A 25364-nucleotide genomic window follows, 5' to 3' on the forward strand; every position below is an offset into this window, starting at 1 on the left:
CGGGACTTTTCTAACGATACGGGGCATCCGCCGCAATGTTGGCGGCGATCAGGGCCTCCCAGCGGTCGCCGTTCGCCAGCAGCTTCTCCTTGTTGTAGAAAAGCTCCTCGCGCGTTTCCGCGGCGAACTCCAGGTTCGGCCCCTCGACGATGGCGTCCACCGGGCAGGCCTCCTGGCAGAGGCCGCAGTAGATGCACTTCGTCATGTCGATGTCGTAGCGGGTGGTGCGCCGCGAGCCGTCCTCGCGGGGTTCCGCCTCGATGGTGATGGCGAGCGCCGGGCAGACCGCCTCGCAGAGCTTGCAGGCGATGCAGCGCTCCTCCCCGTTGGGATAGCGGCGCAGCGCATGCTCCCCGCGGAAGCGCGGGCTCATGGGCGAGCGCTCGTAGGGGTAATTGATGGTCGCCCGCGGCCTGAACATGTAACTGAATGTCAGGGACAGGCCACGCACCAGTTCCGTCAGGAACAGGCCGCGTGCCGCACGGTCAAGCTTGACCATCTCCTCTCCTCCTTCAGCCGCGTGCCGGCCGCCTCGCATCGTCTCGCGGCGGCCGGCCGCCGGTCTCGTTCATTCGGTCGGGGGGCTCACTTCGGCAGCCAGTCGAAGGTGACCAGCACGCCGGCGGTGAGGATGACCCAGACCAGGGAAAACGGCAGAAACACCTTCCAGCCCAGACGCATGAGCTGGTCATAGCGGTAGCGCGGCACGGTGGCACGCACCCAGAAGAACAGGAACAGGCAGAAACAGATCTTCAGGATGAACCAGACCGGCCCCGGCACCCAGTTGAGCGGCGCCACGTCCAGCGGCGGCAGCCAGCCGCCCAGGAACAGGACGGTGGTCATGGCGCTCATCAGGATCATGTTGGCGTATTCGCCCAGGAAGAAGAGGCCGAACGCCATACCCGAATATTCGGTGTGGAAGCCGCCCACCAGCTCTGACTCGCCTTCCGGCAGGTCGAACGGGGCCCGGTTCGTCTCCGCCAGGGCAGAGATGAAGAAGATCACGAACATCGGCAGCAGCGGGATGGCGAACCACACCGTCTTCTGCGCCTCGACCACGTCCGACAGGTTCAGCGAGCCGACGCAGAGCAGCACGCTGACGATGACGAGGCCGATCGAGACCTCGTAACTGACCATCTGCGCCGCCGAGCGCAGCCCGCCCAGGAAGGCGTATTTCGAGTTGGACGCCCAGCCGGCCATGATGATGCCGTAGACGCCCTGGGAGCTGATGGCGAAGAGATAGAGGACGCCGACATTGATGTCGGCGATCACCAGCCCCTCGCCGAACGGGATCACCGCCCAGGCCGCCAGCGCCAGCATCATGGTCAGCATCGGTGCTGCCAGGAAGATGATGCGGTTGGCCCCGGCCGGGATGATCGTTTCCTTGCCGATCATCTTCAGCGCGTCGGCGAAGCTTTGCAGGATGCCCCAGGGGCCGACCATGTTCGGTCCCTGGCGCAACTGCATCAGGCCCAGCACCTTGCGCTCGGCATAGACCAGGAAGGCCACGGAGACGAGGATCGGCACCATCAGCGCCAGGATCTGCGCCACGATGATGGCGCCAGGCATGCCGTAGTCGGTCCAGATATCCGCCATGGTACGGTCACTCCGCCGCGGCGGGCACGGCCGCCGGCTTGATGAAGGTCTCGCTGCACCTGGCCATGGTGGCCGAGGCCCGGCTGATCGGGTCGGTCAGGTAGTAGTCCGTCACCGGCGAGACGAAGGCATCGCGGGAGATGGCACCGGCGCTGCCGAAGGCCCCCCACTCCGCCGGCACCAGCCGGTCGATCTCCGCGAACATCGGGTTCGCCTGCACCATGCGTTGGCGGAGCTGGGACAGGCTGTCATAGGGCAGCACATGGCCCAGCTCGGCGGAGAGCGCGCGCAGGATCTTCCAGTCCTCCCGTGCCTCTCCCAGCGGGAACATGGCCAGCCGGGTCTGCTGCACCCTGCCCTCGGTGTTCACGTAGGTCGCGTTCTTCTCGGTATAGGCGGCCCCCGGCAGGATCACGTCGGCCCGGTGGGCGCCGCGGTCGCCATGGTGGCCCTGGTAGATGACGAAGGCCTTGCCCAGCCGCTCGGCCGGGATCTCGTCCGCCCCCAGCAGATAGACCACCTCGATCGCCCCGGAGGCACAGCCCTCCAGGATGCCGGCGAGGTCGCGCCCGCCCGCGCCCGGCAGGAAGCCGGCATCCAGCGCCCCGACCCGGCCCGCGGCCGTGTGCAGCACGTTGAAGCCGTTCCAGCCCTCCCGCACGAGGCCGCAGGCCCCGGCGAGCCGGTGCAGCGCCGCCTGCACGGCCGGACCGTCGGCGCGGGCGAAGGCGCCCATGCCGACGATGACCATGGGCCGTTCCGCCGTGCGCAGCAGCTCGGCGAAGGGATGCCGGCCCTCCGCCAGCGCGGCCAGCGTATCGCCGCCTGCGCCGAGATGCTCGACCGGGTAGGTCAGGTCCACCTGCGGGCCGATGGCGGCGACCTTCTTCAGCCCGCCCTGGAGATAGCGCTTGCGGATGCGCGCGTTGACGATCGGCGCTTCCCAGCGGGGATTGGTGCCGACCAGCAGGATGACATCCGCCTGCTCGATCCCGGCGATGCCGCTGTTGAAGATGTAGCCCGCGCGTCGGCTGGCGTCGAAGCGGGCGCCGTCCTGGCGGCAGTCGCGGTGCGGCGAGCCCAGCCGGTCCGTCAGGTCCTTCAGCGCCAACACCGATTCCACGTCCGCGAGGTCGCCGGCGATGGCGGCGATGCGGTCGCCCGCCACCCCTTCCAGCCGCGTCCGGATGGCGGCGAACGCCTCCAGCCAGGAGGCGGGGCGCAGCTTGCCCTCCCCGTCGCGGACATAGGGGCGGTCCAGCCGCTGCCGCTTCAGCCCGTCATGGGCGTAGCGGGTCTTGTCGGCGATCCACTCCTCGTTCACATCCTCGTTCAGGCGCGGCAGCACCCGCATCACCTCCGGCCCGCGGGTATCGACGCGGATGTTGGAGCCGACGGCGTCCATCACGTCGATCGTCTCGGTCCGGCGCAGTTCCCACGGGCGCGCCGTGAAGGCGTAGGGCTTCGAGGTCAGGGCCCCGACCGGGCAGACATCGACCAGGTTGCCGGACATCTCCGATGCGATGCCCTGCTCCAGATAGCCCGTGATCTCCGTGTGCTCGCCCCGGTTCACGGCGCCCAGCGCGGAGACGCCCGCGATCTCGTCCATGAAGCGGATGCAGCGGGTGCAGTGGATGCACCGGGTCATGAAGGTCTTGATCAGCGGCCCGAGATTCTTGTCCTTCACGGCGCGCTTGGCCTCGGCATAGCGGCCGCGGTCGAAGCCGTAGGCCACGGCCTGGTCCTGGAGATCGCACTCGCCGCCCTGGTCGCAGATCGGGCAGTCCAGCGGGTGGTTGATCAGCAGGAATTCCATCACGCCCTTGCGGGCCTTGTGGACCAGCTCGCTGTCCGTCTTCACCACCATGCCGTCGGAGCACGGCATGGCGCAGCTCGCCACCGGCTTCGGCGAGCGCTCGATCTCCACGAGGCACATGCGGCAGTTGGCGGGGACGGACAGCCGCTCATGGTAGCAGAAGCGCGGGACCTCTTTCCCGATCTGCTCGCACGCCTGGAGCACAGAGGTGCCCGGCGCCACTTCGACTTCGATGCCGTCGATGGTCAGTTTCGGCATGGCGACACTTCCTTCCCCCCGTCCGCTGCCGGGACGGCAAACCAGTCTCGTTGCGCGCCCGGAGCGGCGGCCCGGCCGCCCCTGCGCCCTTCGTCCTACTCCGCCGCGGCGCGGGTGCCGCGTTCGGCCCGCGTGCGGTACTCCAGGATGCGGCGCTCCATCTCCGGCCGGAAATTCCGGATCAGGCCCTGGATCGGCCAGGCCGCCGCGTCGCCCAGGGCACAGATCGTATGGCCCTCGATCTCCTTGGAGACGTCGAGCAGCATGTCGATCTCCTCGATCCGGGCCTGGCCCTTCACCATCCGTTCCATCACCCGCCACATCCAGCCCGTACCCTCGCGGCAGGGCGTGCACTGGCCGCAGCTCTCATGCATGTAGAACTTGCTGAGCCGGGCGATCGCCTTCACCACGTCGGTGGATTTGTCCATGACGATGACGGCCGCGGTGCCGAGGCCCGAGCGGACCTCCCGCAGGCTGTCGAAATCCATCAGGATCGTGTCGCAGGTCTCCCGCGGGAGCATCGGCACCGAGGAGCCGCCGGGGATGATGGCGAGCAGGTTGTCCCAGCCGCCGCGCACGCCGCCGGCGTGCTTCTCCACCAGCTCCCGCAGGGGAATGCCCATCTCCTCTTCCACGTTGCAGGGCCGGTTGACGTGGCCGGAGATGCAGAAGACCTTGGTGCCGCTGTTCTTCGGCCGGCCCAGTCCGGCGAACCAGGTGGCGCCGCGGCGCAGGATGGTCGGGACCACGGCGATGGTCTCGACATTGTTCACCGTCGTCGGCCGGGCGTAGAGGCCGGCCATGGCGGGGAACGGCGGCTTGTTGCGCGGCTGACCCTTCTTCCCCTCCAGGGATTCGATCAGCGCCGTCTCCTCGCCGCAGATGTAGGCCCCGGCCCCGCGGTGGAGATAGATGTCGAAGTCGTAGCCGCTGCCGCAGGCGTTCCGGCCGATCAGGCCGGCGGCATAGGCCTCGTCGATCGCCTGCTGGACGTGGCTGCCCTCGTCGTAGAACTCGCCGCGGATGTAGATGTAGCAGGCCGTGGCGCCGATGGCGAAACCGGCGATCAGGCAGCCTTCGACCAGCTTGTGCGGATCATGGCGCAGGATGTCCCGGTCCTTGCAGGTGCCGGGCTCGCCCTCGTCGGCGTTGACGACCAGATAGACCGGGCCGCCGTCGCTCTTCTTCGGCATGAAGGACCACTTCATGCCGGTGGAGAAGCCGGCACCGCCGCGGCCGCGCAGGCCGGACTCCTTGACCAGCTCGATGATCCTGTCACGACCGAGGGCGAGGATGTCCTGGGTGTTGTCCCAGTCGCCCCGGCGGCGGGCCGCCTCCAGGCGGAAATCCTCGAAGCCGTAGAGATTGGTGAAGATGCGGTCTTCGTCGCGCAGCATGGCCCGGTCTCCCTCAGTCCTGCCCGGCCGGCTTGACGCCGTTGCGCCGCGCCATCTCGGTCAGGGTGGTCGGCCCGCCCGACGGGCAGGAGGCGACGCGGCCGTTCTGTGGGCCCGGCTTCGGCGTCTCACCGCGGGCCAGCGCGTCCAGGATCGCTTCCATCGCCTCCGGCGTCAGGTCCTCGTAGTAGCTGTCACCGATCTGAACCATCGGCGCGTTCACGCAGGCGCCCAGGCACTCGGCCTCGACCACGGTGAACTGGCCGTCCGCCGTCGTCTCCCCGGCCTTGATGCCCAGCTTCTTCTCGCAGGTGTGCAGGATGTCGTCCGACCCGCGCAGCCAGCAGGGCGTCGTCGTGCAGACCTGCACGAAGTGCTTCCCGACCGGCTTCAGGTTGTACATCGTGTAGAAGCTGGCGACCTCCATGGCGCGGATGCGCGGCATCTCCAGCATGTCCGCCACGTACTCGATGGCCGGACGCGACAGCCAGTTGCCGTTCTGGCGCTGCGCCAGATCGAGCAGCGGCATCACCGCGCTCTGCTGCCGGCCGGGCGGGTACTTGGCGATGATGCGCCTGGCTAGTTCAAGGTTCTCCTGGGTGAAGGAGAAGCTGCCGGCCTCCTGGCCCCCGTCCGTCGCACTCATCGGTCGATCTCTCCGAACACGATGTCCATGGAACCGATGATCGCCACCGTATCGGCGAGCATGTGGCCCTTGGACATGAAATCCATCGCCTGCAAGTGGGAGAACCCCGTCGGCCTGATCTTGCAGCGGTAGGGCCGGTTCGTGCCGTCGGACACGAGATACACCCCGAACTCGCCCTTGGGCGATTCCACCACCGTATAGGTCTCCCCCGCCGGGACGTGATAGCCCTCGGTGTAGAGCTTGAAGTGGTGGATCAGCGATTCCATGGACCGCTTCATCTCGCCCCGCGGCGGCGGTGCTATCTTGCGGTCGTTGACCTTCACCGGGCCGGGCGTCTTCGCCAGCTTCTCCAGCGCCTGCCGGATGATGCGGTTGGACTGCCGCATCTCCTCCATGCGGACGAGATAGCGGGCGTAGCAGTCGCCGGTGCTGCCCACCGGAATGTCGAAGTCGAACTCCTCGTACCGGTCGTAGGGCTGCGCCTTGCGCAGGTCCCAGGGTACGCCGGAGCCGCGGAGCATCGGGCCGCTGAACCCCCAGGCCAGCGCGTCCGCCCGGTTGACGACACCGATATCGACCGTCCGCTGCTTGAAGATGCGGTTCTCGGTCAGCAGGTTGTTCAGGTCGGCTACGAACTTCGGGAACCGCTCGGTGTATTCCCAGATGTCGTCGGCGAGCCCGGCCGGCATGTCGAGATTGACACCGCCGGGGCGGAAATAGTTGGCGTGCAGCCGGGCGCCGGAGACCCGCTCGTAGAACTCCATCAGCTTCTCACGCTCCTCGAAGCCCCAGAGCGACGGCGTGATGGCGCCGACATCAAGGCCGAAGGTCGTGATGTTCAGAAGATGGTTGAGGATGCGGGTGATCTCGGAGAAGAGCACGCGGATGTACTGGCCGCGGACCGGCACCGTGATGCCCAGCAGCTTCTCCGTCGCCAGCGCGAAGGCGTGCTCCTGGCTCATCGGCGAGACGTAGTCCAGGCGGTCGAAATAGGGCAGCGCCTGGATGTAGGTCTTGTACTCGATCAGCTTCTCGGTGCCGCGATGGAGCAGGCCGACATGCGGGTCGGCCCGTTCCACCACCTCACCGTCCATCTCAAGAACCAGCCGCAACACCCCGTGGGCCGCCGGATGCTGCGGCCCGAAATTCATCGTGAACGGCTTGATCTGGGTTTCGGCGACGTTGTTGCCCATGTCCGCCTCAGCTCTTCACCGACCCGGCGGCCGGGTTGTTCGTGGCGACATCCCGCGCGGACGGGGTGCCGGCGATCGGACGCTGCGTCGGGTTGACGGCCCCCAGGGGGATCGCCGCCTTCTCGTCGCCCGGAAGCTGGACGTCCGTCATGCCCTCCCAGGGCGACAGGAAGTCGAAGCTGCGGAAGTCCTGCGTCAGCTTCACCGGCTCGTAGATGACGCGGCGCTGGTCCGGATCGTAGCGCAGCTCGACATAGCCCGTGAGCGGGAAGTCCTTGCGCAGCGGGTGCCCCTCGAACCCGTAGTCGGTGAGGATGCGGCGCAGGTCCGGATGGTCGGCGAAGAAGATGCCGTAAAGGTCCCAGGCCTCCCGCTCGAACCAGTTCGCCACCGGGAAGACCCCCGTGACGGAGGGCACCGGCGTGTCCTCGTCCGTGCTGACGACAACGCGGACGCGCTGGTTGTGCTTCAGGCTGAGCAGGCAGTAGACGACCTCGAACCGCTCCGGCCGCTGCGGATAATCGACCCCGCACAGCTCCATCAACTGCTGGAACATGCAGGTCGAATCATCGCGCAGGAACTGGAGCACGCGGACGATGGACCGGCGTTCGACCCGGACCACCAGTTCTCCGACCCGGTTCACCTCGGCGGACAGGGCGTCCTTGCCGAGGGCCGAGGTGATGTAATCACCAAGCTCCTGGAGGGCTTGATCGCTCATGACGGGACTTTCCTCCACGGGGAAGCATCAGGTCCGGATCAGCCTGTTGCCGTTCTTGATCTTCTTCTGGAGTTGCAGGACGCCGTAGACAAGCGCCTCCGCCGTCGGCGGGCAGCCGGGCACGTAGATGTCCACCGGAACGATCCGGTCCACCCCGCGCACCACCGAGTAGCTGTAATGGTAGTATCCGCCGCCATTGGCGCACGAACCCATGGAGATGACCCAGCGCGGCTCCGCCATCTGGTCGTAGACCTTGCGCAGGGCCGGGGCCATCTTGTTGCAGACCGTGCCGGCGACGATCATCACGTCGGACTGGCGCGGGCTGGGCCGCGGGATCACGCCGAAGCGGTCCAGATCGTAGCGGGCCATGTAGGCGTGGATCATCTCCACCGCGCAGCAGGCCAGACCGAAGGTCATCGGCCAGAGCGATCCGGTGCGGGCCCAGTCCATCAGGGCGTCGAAGCGGGCGACCAGGAACCCCTTGTCCTGCATCTCCTGCTGGACGGCCTGGAGATAGGCGTCCTGCACGGGGCCCGGCGGGATCAGCGCGTTGGAGGGGACCTGGCTGGAGGGCCCCTGCACCGATGCCGGCGGGGTTGCGGTCACTCCCATTCCAGGGCTCCTTTCTTCCATTCGTAGACGAAGCCGATCAGGAGAATTCCGAAGAAGACCACCATCGACCAGAAACCGAACATGCCGATGTCGCCCAGGGCGACCGCCCAGGGAAAGAAGAAGGCGACCTCCAGATCGAAGATGATGAACAGGATCGCAACGAGATAGAAGCGGATGTCGAACTTGCTGCGCGCATCCGCGAACGGCTCGAACCCGCACTCATACGGGGACAGCTTTTCACTGTCGGGATTCTGCCGGCCGACCAGATAGGCCGCCGCCATCATCGCAACCGCGACGCCGGCGGCGATACAGATGAAGATGAGGATCGGCAGGTACTCGACGATCAGCGGATTCAACATGCTAGCCCCGTTGTAACGCCTGCACGTGTAACGCCTGGACGAGTCCGGCGCCCGCTGGAGCGGGTCGCCCGCGGAGGCAGCCGGACAGGTGACGCCTGCGTGGCTGTGACGCCTGCATGATGTCGCCTGATACGGTCGCCGGCCGCGGCCTTCGACCAAGCGGCCGTGGCGCCCCGGAGGGGCAGCCGACCCGGCTTGGCGGCCGACGCTCGGAAGGCCCCTGACGGAGCCCGCCCGAATATAGGCATCACCCTGTCGCAGGCAAAGGAAATTACGCCCATCCTTCCGAACAGCGAAAACCCTACTCCGAACCAGAGAATATGAGCAATTTCCGGCGTCTGCCGGGCTTTTCCCCCGCCCCGACCGCAGGATGCCAAGCCTACCTAGCGGATCAATATGACCCAATGGACGGGGCGCGGACGGAGGCCGCAGACGCGACATGACGTCGCCCGTCCATGCGGCGGACATGACGATCGGAGACTGTCGGTCTGGGAGGGGAATGGCGCGAGTGACGGGACTTGAACCCGCGGCCTCCGGCGTGACAGGCCGGCGCTCTAACCAACTGAGCTACACCCGCGCAATCCTTCGCGGCCGTGCCGCGAGGTCCGCGGTGTGTAACCGAGCGCCCCGATCCTGTCAAACGGGAAAAACAGACAGGACCGGCCCCACCCCCTGCCCCCACAGGCACCTCCGGCCACGGCGGCCGCCGGTCAGGCAGCGTGGGCGCGGTGCCGCAGCGCCTCCAGCCGGTCCAGCGCCACGTCCAGCCCGGGCGGAAGGCCGCGCTTCTCCACCGCGTCGGGACCGCCGAAACGGGTCAGCGACAGTTCCAGCGCATGCGCCAGCAGGTCGGCGATCTCGTACTCGTTCTGGTCCAGAGCCAGATCCAGGGCATGGAGTATCCGGTCACCCAGGCGGCGGTCGTGATCCATGGTTGCCTCTCCGTCGGATGGCACACCGGACCCTGTCGGCCCGGCAGCGCGCCCATCATAGAGCCCGCCGGCCGTGGTCACAGCCGCCTTTCGCCGCAGGGTCCTGTGCGCGCGGGAGCGCGGAGGGTGGATCGAAGAGGATGGAAGAGGACTGGATCTCTGCCGGAGAGGTGGTGGGCGGTGAGGGATTTGAACCCCCGGCCTGCGGTGTGTAAAACCGATGCTCTACCCCTGAGCTAACCGCCCGCCTGCGGAGGGGCGTGACCGCCCGGCTCCGAAAAACAAAAGACGGGTACGCCGTCTGGCGCCCCGCCTGCAAGTCCCTTCTGACCGCTCTCACTCTTCAGGGGGACGGACCCGGAACCAGGACCCGACCGTCGGCCGGCCGGGTCCCGCAGCGGTTCCGGACGCTCAGTTCAGGACGTCCTTGAGGCCCTTGCCGGCCTTGAACTTCGGCTGCTTGCTCGCCGGAATGGAGATCTTCTCGCCGGTGCGGGGATTGCGCCCCTCCGACGCCGCGCGCTCGGCCACGCCGAACGTACCGAACCCCACCAGCCGCACCTCGTCGCCCTTCTTCAGAGCGCTGGTGATCCCATCGAATACCGCGTCGACGGCCTTGTTGGCGTCGGCCTTGGACAGGCCCGCCGCTTCGGCGACCGCGGCAACGAGATCGTTCTTGTTCACAGAAGGCCCCCCTTCGTCAGCAAGAGATAAAACGACAGAAGTGCGCCCTCACAATGCCGGCGCGCGTCTGAACCAAGTCCCGCCGCCCCGCAATCCGAAGGGGTGCGGCGGGACCACAATTCACACGATTTCGCGCCTCACTTCAATGCCGAATCACCTCTTCCCGGCCGTCCTCGGCCGGTTTGGCGGGGGCTGCGGCGACATCGTCCGGCTCCGACCATTCGATCGCAACCGGCGCTTGCGTCAGGGCATTGGCAAGAACCTCGTCCACCGTGGAGACGGGTATGATGGTCATGCCCTTCTTGACGTTGTCCGGAATGTCCGCGAGGTCCTTCTCGTTCTCCTTCGGGATCAGCACGGTCTTGATTCCGCCGCGCAGCGCGGCGAGCAGCTTCTCCTTCAGCCCGCCGATGGGGAGCACCCGGCCGCGCAGGGTGATCTCACCCGTCATCGCCACGTCCTTGCGGACGGGAATGCCGGAGAGCACCGAGACGATCGAGGTGATCATGGCGACGCCGGCGGACGGGCCGTCCTTGGGCGTCGCCCCCTCGGGCACATGGACATGGATGTCCTTACGCTCGAACAGGGTCGGCTTGATGCCGTACTGGACGGCGCGGGACTTCACGAAGCTCTCCGCCGCCTGGACGGACTCCTTCATCACGTCGCCGAGCTTGCCGGTGGTCGTGACCTTGCCCTTGCCGCGCAGCGTGACGGATTCGATGGAGAGCAGCTCGCCGCCCACCTCCGTCCAGGCGAGACCGGTGACGACGCCGACCAGATCCTCCAGCTCCGCCTCGCCGAAGCGGTAGCGGCGGACGCCCGCGTACTTCTCAAGGTTCTTCCGGGTGACCTGGACCTTGGCGGTCCCCTTCATCAGGATTTCCTTGATCGCCTTGCGGGCCAGGTTGGCGATCTCCCGCTCCAGGTTCCGGACGCCGGCCTCGCGGGTGTAGTAGCGGATCAGGTCGCGCAGCGCGTCGTCGGAGATGCTGAACTCGCCGGGCTTCAGCCCGTGCGTGGACACCTGCTTGTCCATCAGGTGCCGCTTGCAGATCTCGACCTTCTCATCCTCCGTGTAGCCGGCGATGCGGATGATCTCCATGCGGTCCAGCAGCGGCTGCGGCATGCGCAGCGTGTTGGCCGTGCAGACGAACATCACGTCGGAGAGGTCGTAGTCCACCTCCAGGTAATGATCGTTGAAGGTGCTGTTCTGCTCCGGGTCCAGCACTTCCAGCAGCGCCGACGACGGATCGCCGCGCCAGTCGGCGCCGAGTTTGTCGATCTCGTCCAGCAGGAACAGCGGATTTGACGACTTCGCCTTCTTCATGCCCTGGACGACCTTGCCGGGCATGGAACCGATGTAGGTGCGGCGGTGGCCCCGCACCTCGGCCTCGTCACGGACGCCGCCGAGCGACATGCGGACAAAGTTGCGGCCGGTCGCCTTGGCGATGGACTTGCCGAGCGAGGTCTTGCCGACGCCGGGCGGTCCGACGAGGCAGAGGATGGGGCCGCGCACCTTGTCCATGCGCTGCTGCACGGCAAGGTATTCGAGGATGCGCTCCTTGACCTTCTCAAGACCGAAATGGTCGGTGTCGAGGATCTTCTCGGCCAGCCGGATGTCTTTCTTGATCTTGGTGCGCTTCTTCCACGGCAGCGACAGGATCCAGTCGAGATAGTTGCGCACCACCGTGGCCTCGGCCGACATCGGGCTCATGGTGCGGAGCTTCTTGACCTCGGCCAGCGCCTTCTCCCGCGCCTCCTTGGACAGGCGGGTCTTGTTGATCTTCTCCTCGATCTCCGCGACCTCGTCCTTGCCGTCCTCGGACTCGCCAAGCTCCTTCTGGATGGCCTTGAGCTGTTCGTTCAGGTAGTACTCGCGCTGCGTCTTCTCCATCTGCCGCTTGACGCGGTTGCGGATGCGCTTCTCCACCTGGAGCACGCCGATCTCGCCTTCCATGAAGGCATAGACCCGCTCCAGCCGCTCCGAGACGGTGGCCGTCTCCAGGAGCTGCTGCTTCTCCGGAATCTTGAGCTGGAGGTGCGAGGCGATGGTGTCCGCGAGCTTGCCGGCCTCGTCGATCTGGTTGATCGAGACCAGCACCTCGGGCGGGATCTTCTTGTTGAGCTTGATGTACTGCTCGAACTGGGAGACGACGGCGCGGGACAGCGCCTCAAGCTCCTGCGGCTCGCCCTGGTTCTCGTCGATCACCTCGGCATAGGCCTGGAAGAACTCCTCGTTCTCCTCGAACTTCACGACGCTGGCGCGGCGACCGCCTTCGACCAGCACCTTCACGGTGCCGTCGGGCAGCTTCAGGAGTTGCAGAACGGTGCCGACCGTGCCGACGCTGAAGATGTCGGCCGGGGTCGGATCGTCCTGCGAAGCGTTCTTCTGCGTCACGAGGAGGATCTGCTTGTCGTCCTTCATGACGTCCTCAAGGGCGCGGACCGACTTCTCGCGGCCCACGAACAGGGGAACGATCATGTGCGGAAAGACGACGATGTCTCTCAGCGGAAGCACCGGGTAGAGAGCACCACGGGGGATATCCAGCATAATGCAGAGCCTTCCCATCAGTCTTCGCCGTCAGCCCCCGTTGGGCCCGGTCCGCCGGGGCGCCCAATCCAGGCACGCCCCTTGCGGCGACGGCTTTGCTGGTAACGTGGCACACGCCCCACCCCCCTTCAAGGGCTTGAACCCGAAGGTGTAGGGTTGCGCAGGGCTTGTCACCGTCGAGCGCCCGCCTGGAACGGGCTGGCCCCACCCGGCTTCCCCGTCCGGGGCCAGGCGGACTCTCCCACCCCGCCCGGACGGGGGAGGCCGGAACGGGAACGGCCGGCCCCCCGGAGGGAGCCGGCCGTTGCCGGTTCATCGTCGGACAGCGGACCCGCCGGGAGTGGCGGGCGGCAGGCCGGGCATCAGGCGCCAGGAGCGGCTTCGCTACGGCGGTCGGAGTAGATGTAGAGCGGCTTGGCGCGGCCCTCCACCACCTCCTTGTTGATGACGATCTCCTCCACGCCCTGAAGGCCCGGAAGATCGAACATCGGCTCCAGCAGGATCGATTCCATGATGGAGCGCAGGCCGCGGGCGCCGGTCTTGCGCTGGATCGCCTTGACCGCGATGGAGCGCAGGGCCTCCTCATGGATGCCGAGCCTCACATCCTCCATCTCGAAGAGGCGCTGGTACTGCTTGACGAGCGCGTTCTTCGGCTTGGTCAGGATCTCGATCAGCGCGTTCTCGTCCAGGTCATGCAGCGTGGCGACCACCGGCAGACGGCCGACGAACTCGGGGATCAGGCCGAACTTCAGCAGATCCTCGGGCTCCACCTCGCGCAGGATGTCCCCCGTGCGCCGCTCGTCCGGGGCGCGGACATCGGCACCGAAGCCGATCGAGGTGCCCTTGCCGCGGGCGGCGATGATCCGCTCCAGCCCGGCGAAGGCGCCACCGCAGATGAACAGGATGTTGGTGGTATCGACCTGGAGGAATTCCTGCTGCGGGTGCTTGCGCCCCCCCTGCGGCGGCACCGAGGCGACGGTGCCCTCCATGATCTTCAGCAGGGCCTGCTGCACACCCTCGCCGGAGACGTCGCGGGTTATGGACGGGTTGTCCGACTTGCGGCTGATCTTGTCGACCTCGTCGATGTAGACGATGCCGCGCTGCGCCCGTTCGACATTGTAGTCGGCGGCCTGGAGCAGCTTGAGGATGATGTTCTCCACATCCTCGCCGACATAGCCCGCCTCGGTCAGCGTCGTCGCGTCCGCCATGGTGAAGGGGACGTCGATGATCCGCGCCAGCGTCTGGGCCAGGAGCGTCTTGCCCGAACCGGTCGGGCCGATCAGCAGGATGTTGGATTTCGCCAGCTCTACGTCGTTGTGTTTGGCGCCGTGGGCGAGGCGTTTGTAGTGGTTGTGGACAGCGACGGAGAGGACCCGCTTGGCATGCTCCTGGCCGATCACGTAGTCGTCCAGGACCGCGCAGATGTCCCGCGGCGACGGGACCCCGTCGCGGGACTTCACCAGCGTGGTCTTGTTCTCCTCGCGGATGATGTCCATGCACAGCTCGACGCATTCATCGCAGATGAACACGGTGGGGCCGGCAATGAGCTTGCGTACCTCATGCTGGCTCTTTCCGCAGAAGGAGCAGTAGAGGGTATTCTTGGAGTCGCCGCCGGTCGACTTGGTCATATCAGCTCCGTACAGCACCGGAAGGCGAAGAGGCAGCGCCGGCCCGGCTTGGCCGTCGGCCCGCGCGCCCGGACACCCCGGTGTCCATGTCTAGGGGCCCTTCTACCCCGGAACCGCGTGCCGCGCACGAGGTTCCCGGCCCCGGGAAACCGGCGAGGCAGACCGGACGCGCCGCCCTGCCCCGCTATTGAACAACACGCAAAGCGCGGCAATCAATAACTTGTTGGCGTTCTGCCTACCGACGACGCCCCATGTCACGCCGCCTGACTGTTCGGAGCGCTGTTCGGACGGTTGGAGAAGACCTCGTCGATCAGCCCGAAGGCCTTCGCCTCCTCGGGGCTCATGAACTTGTCGCGCTCCACCGCCTTCTCGATCACGTCCAGATTCTGGCCGGTGTGCCGCTGGAAGATCTCGTTCAGCCGCTGGCGCATGCGCAGGATCTCCTGCGCCTGGATCTCGATGTCCGCCGCCTGCCCCTGGGCACCGCCCGAGGGCTGGTGGATCATGATCCGGCTGTTCGGCAGCGAGTAGCGCCGGCCGGCGCCACCGCCCGCCAGCAGGAGCGCGCCCATGCTGGCTGCCTGCCCGACGCAGATCGTCGCCACCGGGCAGCGGATGTACTGCATGGTGTCGTAGATCGCCAGGCCGGAGGTGACGTAGCCGCCCGGGGAATTGATGTAGAAGGAGATCTCCTTGTTCGGATTCTCCGCCTCCAGGAACAGGAACTGGGCGCAGACCAAGCTGGCCACCGCGTCGTTGACGCCGCCCACCAGGAAGATGATGCGCTCCTTCAGGAGGCGCGAATAGATGTCATAGGCCCGCTCGCCACGGTTGGTCTGTTCGACCACCATCGGCACCAGGGCGTTCATCTGCGGCTCGATCATGACCCTCGCTCTGCTCCTCGTCCGCGGCGGGCGGCCCCCGACCGGGGGCCGCGTCTGCCGGACCGGCGGCAGCTTACGCTGCCGCGGTCGGCCCCTCGTCCTCCTCCGGATCCCGCATCAGGTCATCGACCGACACGGTCCGCTCCGTCAGCTTAACCTGTCCGAGGATGAAGTCGACGACCTTGTCCTCGAAGATCGGGGCGCGGAGCCCCTCGACGGCCTGCGGGTTGTTCCGGAAGAACTCGAACACCTGCCGCTCCTGCCCGGGGTAACGCTGCGCCTCGGCGACCACCGCCTGGCCCAGCTCGTCCCGCGTGACAGTGATATTGTTCCGCCGACCGACTTCGGAAAGGAGCAGACCCAGACGGACGCGGCGCTCGGCGATGGCGCGGTACTCCGCCTTCAGCCCCTCCTCGTCCTTCTCCTTGTCCTCGGGGTCGGCCTCGCCGTCCTTCAGCTCCTGTTGCAGGCGACGCCAGATCTGGTCGAACTCGATGTCCACCATGCCGGCCGGCACGGGGAAATCATGCGTCTCGGCCAGCCGGTCGAGGAGCTGGCGCTTCGCGCGCATCCGCGACATGGAGGCGTAGTCGGCCTGCATGCGCTCGCGGATGGCATCGCGCATGCCGGCGAGGTCGTCGAAGCCGAAGGACTTGGCGAAGTCCTCGTCGATCTCCGGCGCCTTCGGCACGCGGATGTCCTTCACGTCCACCTCGAACACGGCTTCCTTACCGGACAGCTCGGCGGCGTGGTAGTTCTCCGGGAAGGTCACGGTGACCGTGCGGTGCTCGCCCTTGGCGGCGCCGACGAGCTGATCCTCGAAGCCCGGGATGAAGGAGCCGGAGCCCAGCTCCAGCTCGTGGTCCTCGCCCTTCATGCCGGGCCGCTTCTCACCGTCCACGGAGCCGTCGAAGTCGATCACGACGATGTCGCCCGTCTGCGCCGGACGCTCCGCGTCCAGCGGGGCGCTGGTCTTGCGGTTGGCGGCGATGCGCTTCAGGCCGTCGTCCACCATGGCGTCGGCGACCTCGACGACCGGCTTCTCCACGGCGATGGTGGCCATGTCGGTCGGCTCGAAGTCCGGGAGCAGCTCGACGGCCATGCTGAACTCCAGGTCGGAGCCGGCCTCGAACTTCGTCACCTCGACCTTCGGCTGGAGCGCCGGGCGGAGCTTGTGCTCCTCGACCGCCTTGGCCGAGCCGTCGTTGACCGCCTGCTCCAGCACCTCGCCCATCACAGACTGGCCGTAGCGCTGCTTCAGCAGGGCCATCGGCACCTTGCCCGGACGGAAGCCGGGGATCTTGATGGTCTTGCCGATTTCCGACAGCCGGTTCGCCACGCGGGTTTCGATCTCGTCCGCGGGAACGGTGACCTTGAATTCACGGCGGAGGCCGTCGGCGCTGGTCTCGGTGATCTGCATGGGACGGAATGCCTGTCTTCTTTCTGGCTCGCCTCAGCCGCCGAGCGCGGCCGGTGGCTCCCCGCGCGTCGGGGCGCGGTGGGTTGCGGTCTCATCTCTGGTGCGGGCGGAGGGACTTGAACCCACACGTCTTTCGACACTGGAACCTAAATCCAGCGCGTCTACCAGTTCCGCCACGCCCGCGCCGATACGGAAGGGGCGCGCGGAAACGCCCGTCCCCTTTCGGGCCGGATGGGTCTATAGCACCCGATCCGGCCCGTAAACAGGAATTTCTCGGCTCAGGCCGCGGCCCGCGGCGACTAATCCTTCCGGTCCAGCAGCACCTGGGCCGCGGCATCCAGGATGGCGTCCGCATCCAGCCCGTGTACCCGGTAGAGGTCCGGAATGTCGGCCGACTGGCCGAATCCCTCCACCCCCAGCGCCGCCACCCGGTGGCCGCGGACGGCCCCCAGCCAGGACAGCGCCGCCGGGTGGCCGTCCAGCACGGTGACCAGCCCCGCCCGCCGCGGCAGCCGGGAGAGCAGCCGGTCGGCCGGGCTGTCCGCGCCCGCCTCTCCCGCCTGCCGGGCGGCGCGGGCGGCGGTCCAGCCCTGGTGCAGCCGGTCGGCCGAGGTGACGGCCAGCAGGCCGGCGCCGGGCACGTCCTCCCGGATCTGCTCGAACGCCGCCAGCGCCTCCGGCATGACGACGCCGGCACAGACGATGGCCAGCTCGGCATCGGGCGCCGGCTCGTGCAGCCAGTAGCCGCCCTCGATCACCGCGTCGCGCAGGGAGGCATCCAGGGGCCGCACCGGCTGGTCGAGCTGGCGGGTGGAGAGGCGGAGATAGACCGAACCGCCGTCGGGCTGCTGCATCCAGCGGAAGCCCCAGGCCATGATGGCGGCCAGCTCGTCCACATAGGCCGGCTCGAAGCTGGCGAGCTTCGGCAGACCCATGCCGATCAGGGGCGTGGCGATGGACTGGTGGGCCCCGCCCTCCGGTGCCAGGGAGATGCCGCTGGGCGTCGCCACCACCATGAAGCGGGCATCCTGATAGAGGGCGTAGTTGAAGGCATCCAGCCCGCGCTTCACGAACGGATCGTAGAGCGTGCCGACGGGCAGCAGCCGTGCCCCGAACAGGTCATGGCTGAGGCCGAGAGCGCCGAGCATGAGGAACAGGTTGTGCTCGGCGATGCCCAGCTCGATGTGCTGCCCCTCCGGGCTGCCCTGCCAGCGCTGGGCGGAGACGACCTTCTGTTCCTTGAAGATGTCCTCCCGCAGGGTGCGGTCGAACAGGCCGCGCCGGTTGACCCAGGCGCCGAGATTGGTGGAGACGGTGACATCGGGCGAGGTGGTGACGATGCGCGCCGCCAGATCGCTCGATTCCTTGGCGATCTCCCCCAGGATGCGGCCGAAGCCCTCCTGCGTGGACTGCCGCGGCCCCTGGGGCACGGCGAAACCGTCGGGCACCGGCACGGCCGGCGCCGACAGGCGGCGTTCCCCGCCGGCCACGAAGGGCACCTCGCGCAGGAATGCCTCCAACTCGTCCGCCGGCACGTCCAGCCCGGCGAAGCGGTCCCACTCCTGCCCGTCCGGCACGGCGCAGCGCGCCTTGAAGGCGGCGACCTGGTCCGGGTTCATCAGGCCGGAATGGTTGTCCTTGTGCCCTGCGAAGGGCAGGCCACGGCCCTTCACCGTGTAGGCGATGAAGCAGGCCGGCCGCTCCCCCTCCACCCCGTGGAATGCCTCCAGCAGGGTCGGCAGGTCGTGGCCCGCCAGATTGGTCATGAGATCGGCCAGGGCGTCATCGTCATGCGCGTCCAGCAGCGCGCGGATGCCCGCGATCTCCCCCAGGTCACGCTTCAGCACCTCACGCCAGGCGGCCCCGCCCTTGAAGGTCAGGGCCGAATAGAGCTGGTTCGGGCAGTTGTCGATCCAGTCGCGCAGGGCGTCGCCGCCCGGCCGCTCGAACGCGGCCTGGAGCTTTTTGCCGTACTTGAGGATCACGACGTTCCAGCCGAGCGAGCGGAACATGCCCTCGATCGGGACCCAGAGCTTGTCGGAGACGATGCTGTCCAGGCTCTGACGGTTGTAGTCGATGATCCACCAGGTGTTCCGGAGGTCGTGCTTCCAGCCCTCCAGCATCGCCTCGAAGACGTTGCCCTCGTCCAGTTCGGCGTCGCCGACGATGGCGATCATGCGGCCTTCCGGCTGGCGGCTGAGGCCCTTGAGGCGGACATAGTCCTGCACCATGGAGGCGAAGGCGGTGCCGGCGACGCCCAGGCCGACGGAACCGGTGGAGAAGTCCACGTCCGCCGTGTCCTTGGTGCGCGAGGGATAGCTCTGCGCCCCGCCGAGCGCGCGGAAGGCTTCCAGCTTCTCCCGCTTCTGCCGACCCAGCAGGTACTGGATGGCATGGAAGACGGGGCTGGCGTGCGGCTTCACCGCGACCCGGTCCTGCGGCCGCAGCACGTCGAAATAGAGCGCGGTCAGGATGGTGGCGACCGACGCCGAGGACGCCTGATGCCCGCCGACCTTCAGCCCGTCGCGGCTGGGGCGGAGATGGTTCGCGTTGTGGATCATCCAGGTGCTGAGCCACAGCACCTTCTTCTCCAGCGCGCGCAGCATCCGCAGGCGGCGGTCGGCACCGGCCACGCTGCCGGCGGGGGTGAACATCGTCGTGTCAGGCATGAGGCGTCTTTCGGGCCAGGCGTCTCCGGACCCCGCGCCGGCGGGCGACCACCGCACGGGTTCCGCCTATATAGAGCGCCGGCCCGTCCTGCGGAACAGCGGTGAGGGGGTGTCCGCCTCCTCCACAGGGCGGCAGGGGCGGAAACACTCCGGAACGGCCGGACTCAGGGGCTGGCGTCGAACTGGGAGAGAAAGCTGGGGAGGGCCATGGTGCGGATCTCGTGCGCGCAGGCGTCGCCGCGGCCCAGGGTCCAGACGACCACCCGCACATGCGGCCGGCCCATCCGGTCGTCGGTCACCGCGACGACCTGCGCCACCTCGGAAACCCCGCCGCCCAGCACCCGCCGGAACAGCCGGCCCGTCAGAGTCGTCGGATCGCCCCCGGCGGTGTCCGACACCCTGTCCGCGTCCTCATCTTCATCCGGCAGGTCGATACCGGCCAGCATGTCGCCCCCTTCCCGCCCCGTCGGCGGGTGGTCCATGCCGCGATCCTCCCACGCCGGCGGACCCGGCGCGGACCGCTCAGCGGCCCCGGCATGGTCACCCCCATGTCAACCGGGTTAACCATGTCATGATCAAACCCTAGTCCAGAGTATGGATTCGGGCAACGGGGTGCGCCGGCCCCGGACGGACCGGCCGCCCGGACGTTATCCACAGGATACGCAACACTGCGCAACGGACTCCCGCCCGTCGTTGCGCAAGGCCGGGCGTGGCGGGGGCCACATGCCGCAGGGCCGGTCAGGCGTCGGCCCCCGCCTTCAGCCGGCGCAGCACCGCGGGCAGCGCCTCCGGCAGATCCTCGGCGATCAGGCCGGGGCCGACCGTGCTCCCGGCCTCCCCGTGCAGCCAGGCGCCGGCGCAGGCGGCGTCGAATCCGTCCATGCCCTGGGCCAGCAGCCCCACGATCAGCCCGGCCAGCACGTCGCCGCTGCCGGCCGTCGCCAGATCGGGAGGCGCGTTGGTGGTGACGGTGGCGCGGCCGTCCGGATGGGCGACCACCGTGTCCGCCCCCTTCAGCAGCACCACGGCGCCACAGGCGCGCGCCGCCGCACGGGCACGGTCCAGCCGGCTGCCCGGCAGGGGCCCGAACAGGCGGTCGAACTCGCCGTCGTGCGGGGTCAGCACCCAGCGGTCGTGCAGCCGCAGGGCCAAGGGCTCCAGTCCGCCGGCGAAACTGGTGAAGACGTCGGCATCCAGCACGCCGCTCCGGTCGCGGGCCAGCGCCGCCAGCACCCGGGTCGCCAGCGCCTCCCCCGCGCCGGCCCCGGGACCGAGCAGGACGGCGTTGCGCCGCGGATCGTCCAGCAGCGCCTCGAACGCCGCGCCGTCCGGGGCGGGCAGCACGATGGCCGACGGCAGGGAGAGGGCGTAGAGGGTCACCGTCTCCGGCGGGACGGCGATGGTGACCAGTCCCGCCCCGGCCCGCAGCGCCGCCCGCGCCGCCAGCCGGGCGGCCCCGGTCATGACGGCGCCGCCAGACACCAGGGCATGGCCGCGGCTGTACTTGTGCCCCTCCGGCCGCGGCCAGGGATAGCGCGCTCCCCAGAGGCGGGGCCCGTTCTCCCAGGTGCGGGGGGCGATCGCCTCCACCACGCCGTCGGGAATGCCGATGTCCGCCAGCACCACCTCGCCGCAGAGGAGCCGGCCGGGCAGCAGCACATGCGCCGGCTTGCGGCGGTGGAAGGTGACCGTCAGGTCCGCCCGCGGCGCGCAGCCCAGCACGGCGCCGTCGTCGCCGCGGACGCCGCTGGGCACGTCCACCGCCAGCACCGGCAGGCCGCGGCGCCCGACCTCCATCACCAGATCGGCGGCGGGGCCGGTCAGCGGGCGCGAGAGGCCGGCGCCGAACAGGGCGTCGATCACCAGCCCCGCCCCGTCGAGCACGCCGGTCTCCAACCGTTCCACCGGTCGCTCCGGCGCAGCGGTCCAGCCCGACGCGGCCCACGCCGCATCGCCCCGGAGCGCCCCGACCTCCCCCAGCAGGGCCAGCCGGACGGGCCAGCCCCGCTCCGCCAGGAGGCGGGCCGCCACGAATCCGTCGCCGCCGTTGTTGCCGGGGCCGCAGAGGACGGCGACCGGGCGCGGCGACCAGCGGGCCAGCGCGGCCGCGGCCACCGCCGCCCCGGCCCGCTCCATGAGGACGGTCCCGGGCACACCGGCGGCCATCGCCGCCCGGTCGGCCCGGCCCATCTCCGCCACGGTCAGCAGTTCGTCCGCCATGGCAGCGCTCCTGACCTGTCCCGGACCGGACCGTTCAGAAGTGGTCGGCGCGGACCACTTCGACATCCGAAAGATAGACGATGCCGGTGTAGTTCTCCAGCAGAGCGTGTACCTCCGCCAGCAGGGTACGGGCGAGGTCCTCCTGCGCGATCACCAGGATCATGACGGTGCGATAGGTGTCGAACACCTCCCCGCCACCCATCATGCCCCGGCGGCCCTGGCCCGACACGTCGGGGATCAGGGTGTAGCCGGTCGCCCCCAGCTCGCGGATGCGGCCTAGGATGGCGGGCGCCCGCGCCCGCTCGACGACGATCTCCACCCGCTTGCGCCGATACGTCTCCATGCCGGCCTCCTCAGACGAAGCCCAGGGCGCGGGCCGCCGCGAAGTACAGCGGAATGCCCACGACCACGTTGAAGGGGAAGGTTATCACGAGCGACAGCGTGACATAGACGGCCGGATTCGCCTGCGGCAGGGCCAGCCGCATGGCCGCCGGCACCGCGATGTAGGAGGCGCTGGCCGCCAGCACCGCCAGCAGCGTCGCCCCGCCCAGCGACAGGCCCAGCAGCCAGGCCGTCCCCAGCCCCGCCGCCGCCCCCAGGAGCGGCATGTAGAGACCGAAGGCCAGCAGCGGCGCCGACAGGGCCTTGACGCTGCGGAGCTGCCGCGCCGCCACCAGCCCCATGTCCAGCAGGAACAGGCAGAGCACGCCGTTGAAGATGTCCGCCACGAAGGGCTTCACCATCAGCATGCCGCGCTCGCCGGTGGCCCAGCCGATCAGGAAGCCGCCGACCAGCACGACGACGCTGGCATTCAGCAGGATCTCCCGCAGCAGCTCCGGCGACAGGAAGGCGCCCTTCTTCCGGGCCGGTCCGGCAGCCGTCCCGTCCTGGCGCGCCAGGGCGCGGCGGGCGAGGAACAGGCCGCTGACGATGGCCGGCGTCTCCATCAGTGCCATCATGGCGACGAGGTAACCTTCGTAGCCGAGTCCCTGTCCGGTGACAAACTGGCTGCCGGTGACGAAGGTGACGATGCTGATGGACCCGTAATGCGCCGCCACGGCGCCGGCATCCACCGGGCCGATGCGGGTCAGGGCGCGCAGCAGCGCGTAGGCCAGGAAGGGCAGCGCCGCGCTGAGCAGCAGGGCCGCGAGCATGGCGGCGACAACGCCCCCGCCCGCCCCGTTGGCGGCCAGGGCAGCACCGCCTTTGAAGCCGATGGCGAACATCAGATAGATCGCCAGGGCACGCCCCACGGCCTCGGGAATGTCGAGGTCAGAGCGCGCCACCGCCGCGGCGAAACCCAGCGCAAAGCTGAGCACCATCGGCGAGACAAGGTTCATCAGTCCAAGCTGTAGGAGATCCGACATGCCAGTCCCCGGCGCAGCCTTCCCCTCCGGCGCACGGGCCCGTCCGGGGAAACCGCGGTCGTTGGAGGTTGAGGGGAAGAAGGGGGATGGGGCGATGGATGGGACTCGAACCCACGACCACTCGGACCACAACCGAGGGCTCTACCAACTGAGCTACCATCGCCGTCGGAGGCCGCTCTATGCCCCAGTCGCCCCCCCGGCGTCAAGGCCCCGGTTGCGAAAAATCGCAGATGCCGCGACGGGGGTAGGATGCCGGGGGTCTCTGCCGTCACGACGCCCATTTGCCTATTTATCGGGCAGGCATCTGCTTCATTTCGCGGCAGCCGTGGAAGGTTCCCGATGCGGATATGCCGTTGGGCCTGACAAGTCCGGGTGGCATGATGCATGCTAACAGATCGGACGCGCCGCATCCGCGGGGTGCCGGCCGCAAACGGAGCTTCAGGACCCGATGAAGAAGATCGAAGCCATCATAAAGCCCTTCAAGCTCGATGAGGTTAAGGAAGCCCTGCACGAGGTCGGGATCAAGGGCATCACCGTGACCGAGGCGAAGGGATTCGGCCGCCAGAAGGGCCATACGGAGCTTTATCGCGGCGCCGAATACGTCGTCGATTTCCTGCCCAAGGTGAAGATCGAGATCGTGATGGACGACGTGCTGGTGGACCGCGCCATCGAGGCGATCCAGCAGGCGGCGCACACCGGGCGCATCGGGGACGGCAAGATCTTCGTCACCCCCGTCGAGGAGGTCATCCGCATCCGCACCGGCGAACGCGGCTCTGACGCCATCTGAACCGATTCGGCGCGGCGGAGGCCTGGGCCGCCCGCGCCACGCTCCGACGGCCGGCCGCGTCGCAGTGACGCCGGACCCCGCCGGGGGAAAGCAAGCCACCGGCCAACCAACCGCAAACGAACGGAATTGAGGCTATGTCCGATCTCAGCAAAGTCTTCGACCTGATCAAGGAGCACGACGTCAAGTACGTCGACTTCCGCTTCACCGATCCGCGCGGCAAGCTGCAACACACCGCCCAGCATGTGAGCACGGTCGACGAGGACATGTTCGCCGACGGTGTGATGTTCGACGGCTCCTCGATCGCCGGGTGGAAGGCGATCAACGAGTCGGACATGACCCTGATGCCGGACGCCTCCACGGCCGTCATGGACCCGTTCTCGGCCCAGCCGCTGCTGACGGTCTTCTGCGACGTCTACGAGCCCTCGACCGGCCTGCCCTACAAGCGCGACCCGCGCTCCATCGCCAAGGCCGCCGAGCGCTACATGGCCTCGACCGGCATCGGCGACACGGCCTATTTCGGCCCGGAGGCCGAGTTCTTCGTGTTCGACGACGTCAAGTTCGACGTCTCGATGAACAGGGTGATGTACGAGTTCGACAGCGAGGAAGGCCCCTATACCTCGGGCAAGCCCTATGAGGGCGGCAACCTCGCCCACCGCCCGGCGGTGAAGGGCGGCTACTTCCCGGTGCCGCCGGTGGACGCCGGCCAGGACCTGCGCGCCGAGATGCTGAGCGTGCTCGCCGACATGGGCGTCGAAGTCGAGAAGCACCACCATGAGGTGGCGGCCTCGCAGCACGAGCTGGGCGTCAAGTTCGGCACGCTCGTGAAGATGGCCGACGGCATGCAGCTCTACAAGTACGTCGTCCACAACGTGGCGCACGCCTACGGCAAGACGGCGACCTTCATGCCGAAGCCGGTCTTCGGCGACAACGGCTCGGGCATGCACTGCCACCAGTCGATCTGGAAGGACGGCAAGCCGATGTTCGCCGGGTCGGGCTATGCCGACCTGTCCGACACCGCGCTCTACTACATCGGCGGCATCATCAAGCACGCCCGCGCCCTGAACGCCTTCACCAACCCGACGACCAACAGCTACAAGCGTCTGGTCCCGGGCTACGAGGCGCCGGTGCTGCTGGCCTACTCCTCGCGCAACCGCTCGGCTTCCTGCCGCATCCCCTACGTGACCAGCCCGAAGGGCAAGCGCGTGGAGGTCCGCTTCCCGGATCCGGCGGCCAACCCGTACCTGGCCTTCGCCGCCATGCTGATGGCCGGTCTGGACGGCATCCAGAACAAGATCCATCCGGGCGACGCGATGGACAAGAACCTCTACGACCTCCCGCCGGAGGAGCTGAAGGAGGTTCCGACCGTCTGCCGCGGCCTGCGCGAGGCGCTGGACAGCCTGGACGCCGACCGCGAGTTCCTGAAGAAGGGCGACGTCTTCACGGACGACTTCATCAGCGGTTACATCGACCTGAAGATGGAGGAGACCCTGGCGTTCGAGACCTCGCCGCACCCGATCGAGTACAAGATGTACTACTCGGTGTGATGCCAAGCCGGGGAGCCTCTTTCCCCGGCCTGTGGAGGGCCGCCCGGCGACGGGCGGCCCTTTTTCATGCGCCGGCCGAAGGG

General features: G+C 68.1%; 22 protein-coding genes and 4 tRNA genes. 2 read left to right on the plus strand and 24 right to left on the minus strand.

What is annotated here, in order from left to right; genetic code table 11:
• Positions 1-10: 10 nt before the first annotated feature.
• The 24 genes from nuoI to ACFQPS_RS03060 form a co-directional block, all read right to left on the minus strand.
• Positions 11-499 (minus strand): NADH-quinone oxidoreductase subunit NuoI, encoded by a 489-nt coding sequence (nuoI, locus tag ACFQPS_RS02945; RefSeq protein WP_377356309.1) that lies wholly within the window; start codon positions 497-499, stop codon positions 11-13.
• Positions 500-585: 86 nt separating this feature from the next.
• Positions 586-1596 carry an NADH-quinone oxidoreductase subunit NuoH gene (gene nuoH / locus ACFQPS_RS02950; protein WP_377356311.1) on the minus strand — a complete coding sequence of 337 codons (1011 nt, stop codon included), beginning with the start codon at positions 1594-1596 and terminating at the stop codon, positions 586-588.
• Positions 1597-1603: 7 nt separating this feature from the next.
• A complete protein-coding gene (gene nuoG / locus ACFQPS_RS02955; RefSeq protein WP_377356312.1) occupies positions 1604-3670 on the minus strand; it encodes an NADH-quinone oxidoreductase subunit NuoG in 2067 nt (688 codons plus the stop codon).
• A 95-nt stretch (positions 3671-3765) separates the two neighbouring features.
• Complete coding sequence (gene nuoF, locus ACFQPS_RS02960) at positions 3766-5067, minus strand: NADH-quinone oxidoreductase subunit NuoF (protein WP_377356313.1); 1302 nt, start codon at positions 5065-5067, stop codon at positions 3766-3768.
• A gap of 13 nt (positions 5068-5080) precedes the next feature.
• On the minus strand, positions 5081-5713 hold the full coding sequence (gene nuoE / locus ACFQPS_RS02965; protein WP_377356315.1) for an NADH-quinone oxidoreductase subunit NuoE: 633 nt from the start codon (positions 5711-5713) through the stop codon (positions 5081-5083).
• A complete protein-coding gene (locus tag ACFQPS_RS02970) occupies positions 5710-6906 on the minus strand; it encodes an NADH-quinone oxidoreductase subunit D (RefSeq protein WP_377356317.1) in 1197 nt (398 codons plus the stop codon). Before ACFQPS_RS02970 ends, nuoE begins: the two co-directional genes overlap by 4 nt.
• A gap of 7 nt (positions 6907-6913) precedes the next feature.
• The gene (locus ACFQPS_RS02975; protein WP_377356319.1) at positions 6914-7624 is read right to left on the minus strand and encodes an NADH-quinone oxidoreductase subunit C; all 711 of its coding nucleotides are present in this window, start codon (positions 7622-7624) and stop codon (positions 6914-6916) included.
• Between the two features lie 27 nt (positions 7625-7651).
• Complete coding sequence (locus ACFQPS_RS02980) at positions 7652-8236, minus strand: NuoB/complex I 20 kDa subunit family protein (protein WP_377356320.1); 585 nt, start codon at positions 8234-8236, stop codon at positions 7652-7654.
• Positions 8227-8595: an NADH-quinone oxidoreductase subunit A gene (locus ACFQPS_RS02985; protein WP_377356323.1), complete on the minus strand. Its 369-nt coding sequence runs from the start codon at positions 8593-8595 to the stop codon at positions 8227-8229. Before ACFQPS_RS02985 ends, ACFQPS_RS02980 begins: the two co-directional genes overlap by 10 nt.
• Positions 8596-9095: 500 nt before the next feature.
• A tRNA-Asp gene (locus ACFQPS_RS02990) sits at positions 9096-9172 on the minus strand.
• Between the two features lie 133 nt (positions 9173-9305).
• On the minus strand, positions 9306-9527 hold the full coding sequence (locus ACFQPS_RS02995; RefSeq protein ID WP_377356324.1) for a hypothetical protein: 222 nt from the start codon (positions 9525-9527) through the stop codon (positions 9306-9308).
• A 171-nt stretch (positions 9528-9698) separates the two neighbouring features.
• Positions 9699-9773, minus strand: a tRNA-Val gene (locus ACFQPS_RS03000).
• A gap of 165 nt (positions 9774-9938) precedes the next feature.
• On the minus strand, positions 9939-10211 hold the full coding sequence (locus ACFQPS_RS03005) for an HU family DNA-binding protein (RefSeq protein WP_377356326.1): 273 nt from the start codon (positions 10209-10211) through the stop codon (positions 9939-9941).
• A gap of 142 nt (positions 10212-10353) precedes the next feature.
• A complete protein-coding gene (gene lon, locus ACFQPS_RS03010) occupies positions 10354-12762 on the minus strand; it encodes an endopeptidase La (RefSeq protein ID WP_377356328.1) in 2409 nt (802 codons plus the stop codon).
• 362 nt (positions 12763-13124) lie between these two features.
• Positions 13125-14390 carry an ATP-dependent Clp protease ATP-binding subunit ClpX gene (clpX, locus tag ACFQPS_RS03015; protein ID WP_377356330.1) on the minus strand — a complete coding sequence of 422 codons (1266 nt, stop codon included), beginning with the start codon at positions 14388-14390 and terminating at the stop codon, positions 13125-13127.
• A 254-nt stretch (positions 14391-14644) separates the two neighbouring features.
• Entirely contained in the window at positions 14645-15274 is a 630-nt protein-coding gene (gene clpP, locus ACFQPS_RS03020) for an ATP-dependent Clp endopeptidase proteolytic subunit ClpP (RefSeq protein ID WP_012566446.1), read from the minus strand.
• 73 nt (positions 15275-15347) lie between these two features.
• Entirely contained in the window at positions 15348-16694 is a 1347-nt protein-coding gene (gene tig, locus ACFQPS_RS03025; protein WP_377356333.1) for a trigger factor, read from the minus strand.
• A 98-nt stretch (positions 16695-16792) separates the two neighbouring features.
• Positions 16793-16877 (minus strand) — tRNA-Leu (locus tag ACFQPS_RS03030).
• Between the two features lie 116 nt (positions 16878-16993).
• Positions 16994-19363 (minus strand): 1-deoxy-D-xylulose-5-phosphate synthase N-terminal domain-containing protein, encoded by a 2370-nt coding sequence (locus ACFQPS_RS03035; RefSeq protein WP_417715158.1) that lies wholly within the window; start codon positions 19361-19363, stop codon positions 16994-16996.
• 164 nt (positions 19364-19527) lie between these two features.
• Complete coding sequence (locus ACFQPS_RS03040) at positions 19528-19845, minus strand: hypothetical protein (RefSeq protein WP_377356335.1); 318 nt, start codon at positions 19843-19845, stop codon at positions 19528-19530.
• A gap of 256 nt (positions 19846-20101) precedes the next feature.
• Positions 20102-21583 (minus strand): NAD(P)H-hydrate dehydratase, encoded by a 1482-nt coding sequence (locus ACFQPS_RS03045; protein WP_377356336.1) that lies wholly within the window; start codon positions 21581-21583, stop codon positions 20102-20104.
• Positions 21584-21617: 34 nt separating this feature from the next.
• On the minus strand, positions 21618-21926 hold the full coding sequence (locus ACFQPS_RS03050; RefSeq protein ID WP_377356338.1) for a P-II family nitrogen regulator: 309 nt from the start codon (positions 21924-21926) through the stop codon (positions 21618-21620).
• A gap of 10 nt (positions 21927-21936) precedes the next feature.
• Complete coding sequence (locus tag ACFQPS_RS03055; RefSeq protein ID WP_377356339.1) at positions 21937-22950, minus strand: sodium-dependent bicarbonate transport family permease; 1014 nt, start codon at positions 22948-22950, stop codon at positions 21937-21939.
• A gap of 87 nt (positions 22951-23037) precedes the next feature.
• A tRNA-His gene (locus ACFQPS_RS03060) sits at positions 23038-23113 on the minus strand.
• Between the two features lie 285 nt (positions 23114-23398).
• Here ACFQPS_RS03060 and ACFQPS_RS03065 point away from each other — a divergent pair.
• Positions 23399-23737, plus strand: coding sequence for a P-II family nitrogen regulator (locus ACFQPS_RS03065; RefSeq protein WP_012566453.1), 339 nt, complete (start codon positions 23399-23401; stop codon positions 23735-23737).
• A 134-nt stretch (positions 23738-23871) separates the two neighbouring features.
• The gene (gene glnA / locus ACFQPS_RS03070; RefSeq protein WP_377356340.1) at positions 23872-25281 is read left to right on the plus strand and encodes a type I glutamate--ammonia ligase; all 1410 of its coding nucleotides are present in this window, start codon (positions 23872-23874) and stop codon (positions 25279-25281) included.
• The last annotated feature ends 83 nt before the right edge of the window (positions 25282-25364 follow it).

This window comes from Rhodocista pekingensis, assembly GCF_042665545.1.
Taxonomy (GTDB): Bacteria; Pseudomonadota; Alphaproteobacteria; order Azospirillales; family Azospirillaceae; genus Rhodocista; species Rhodocista pekingensis.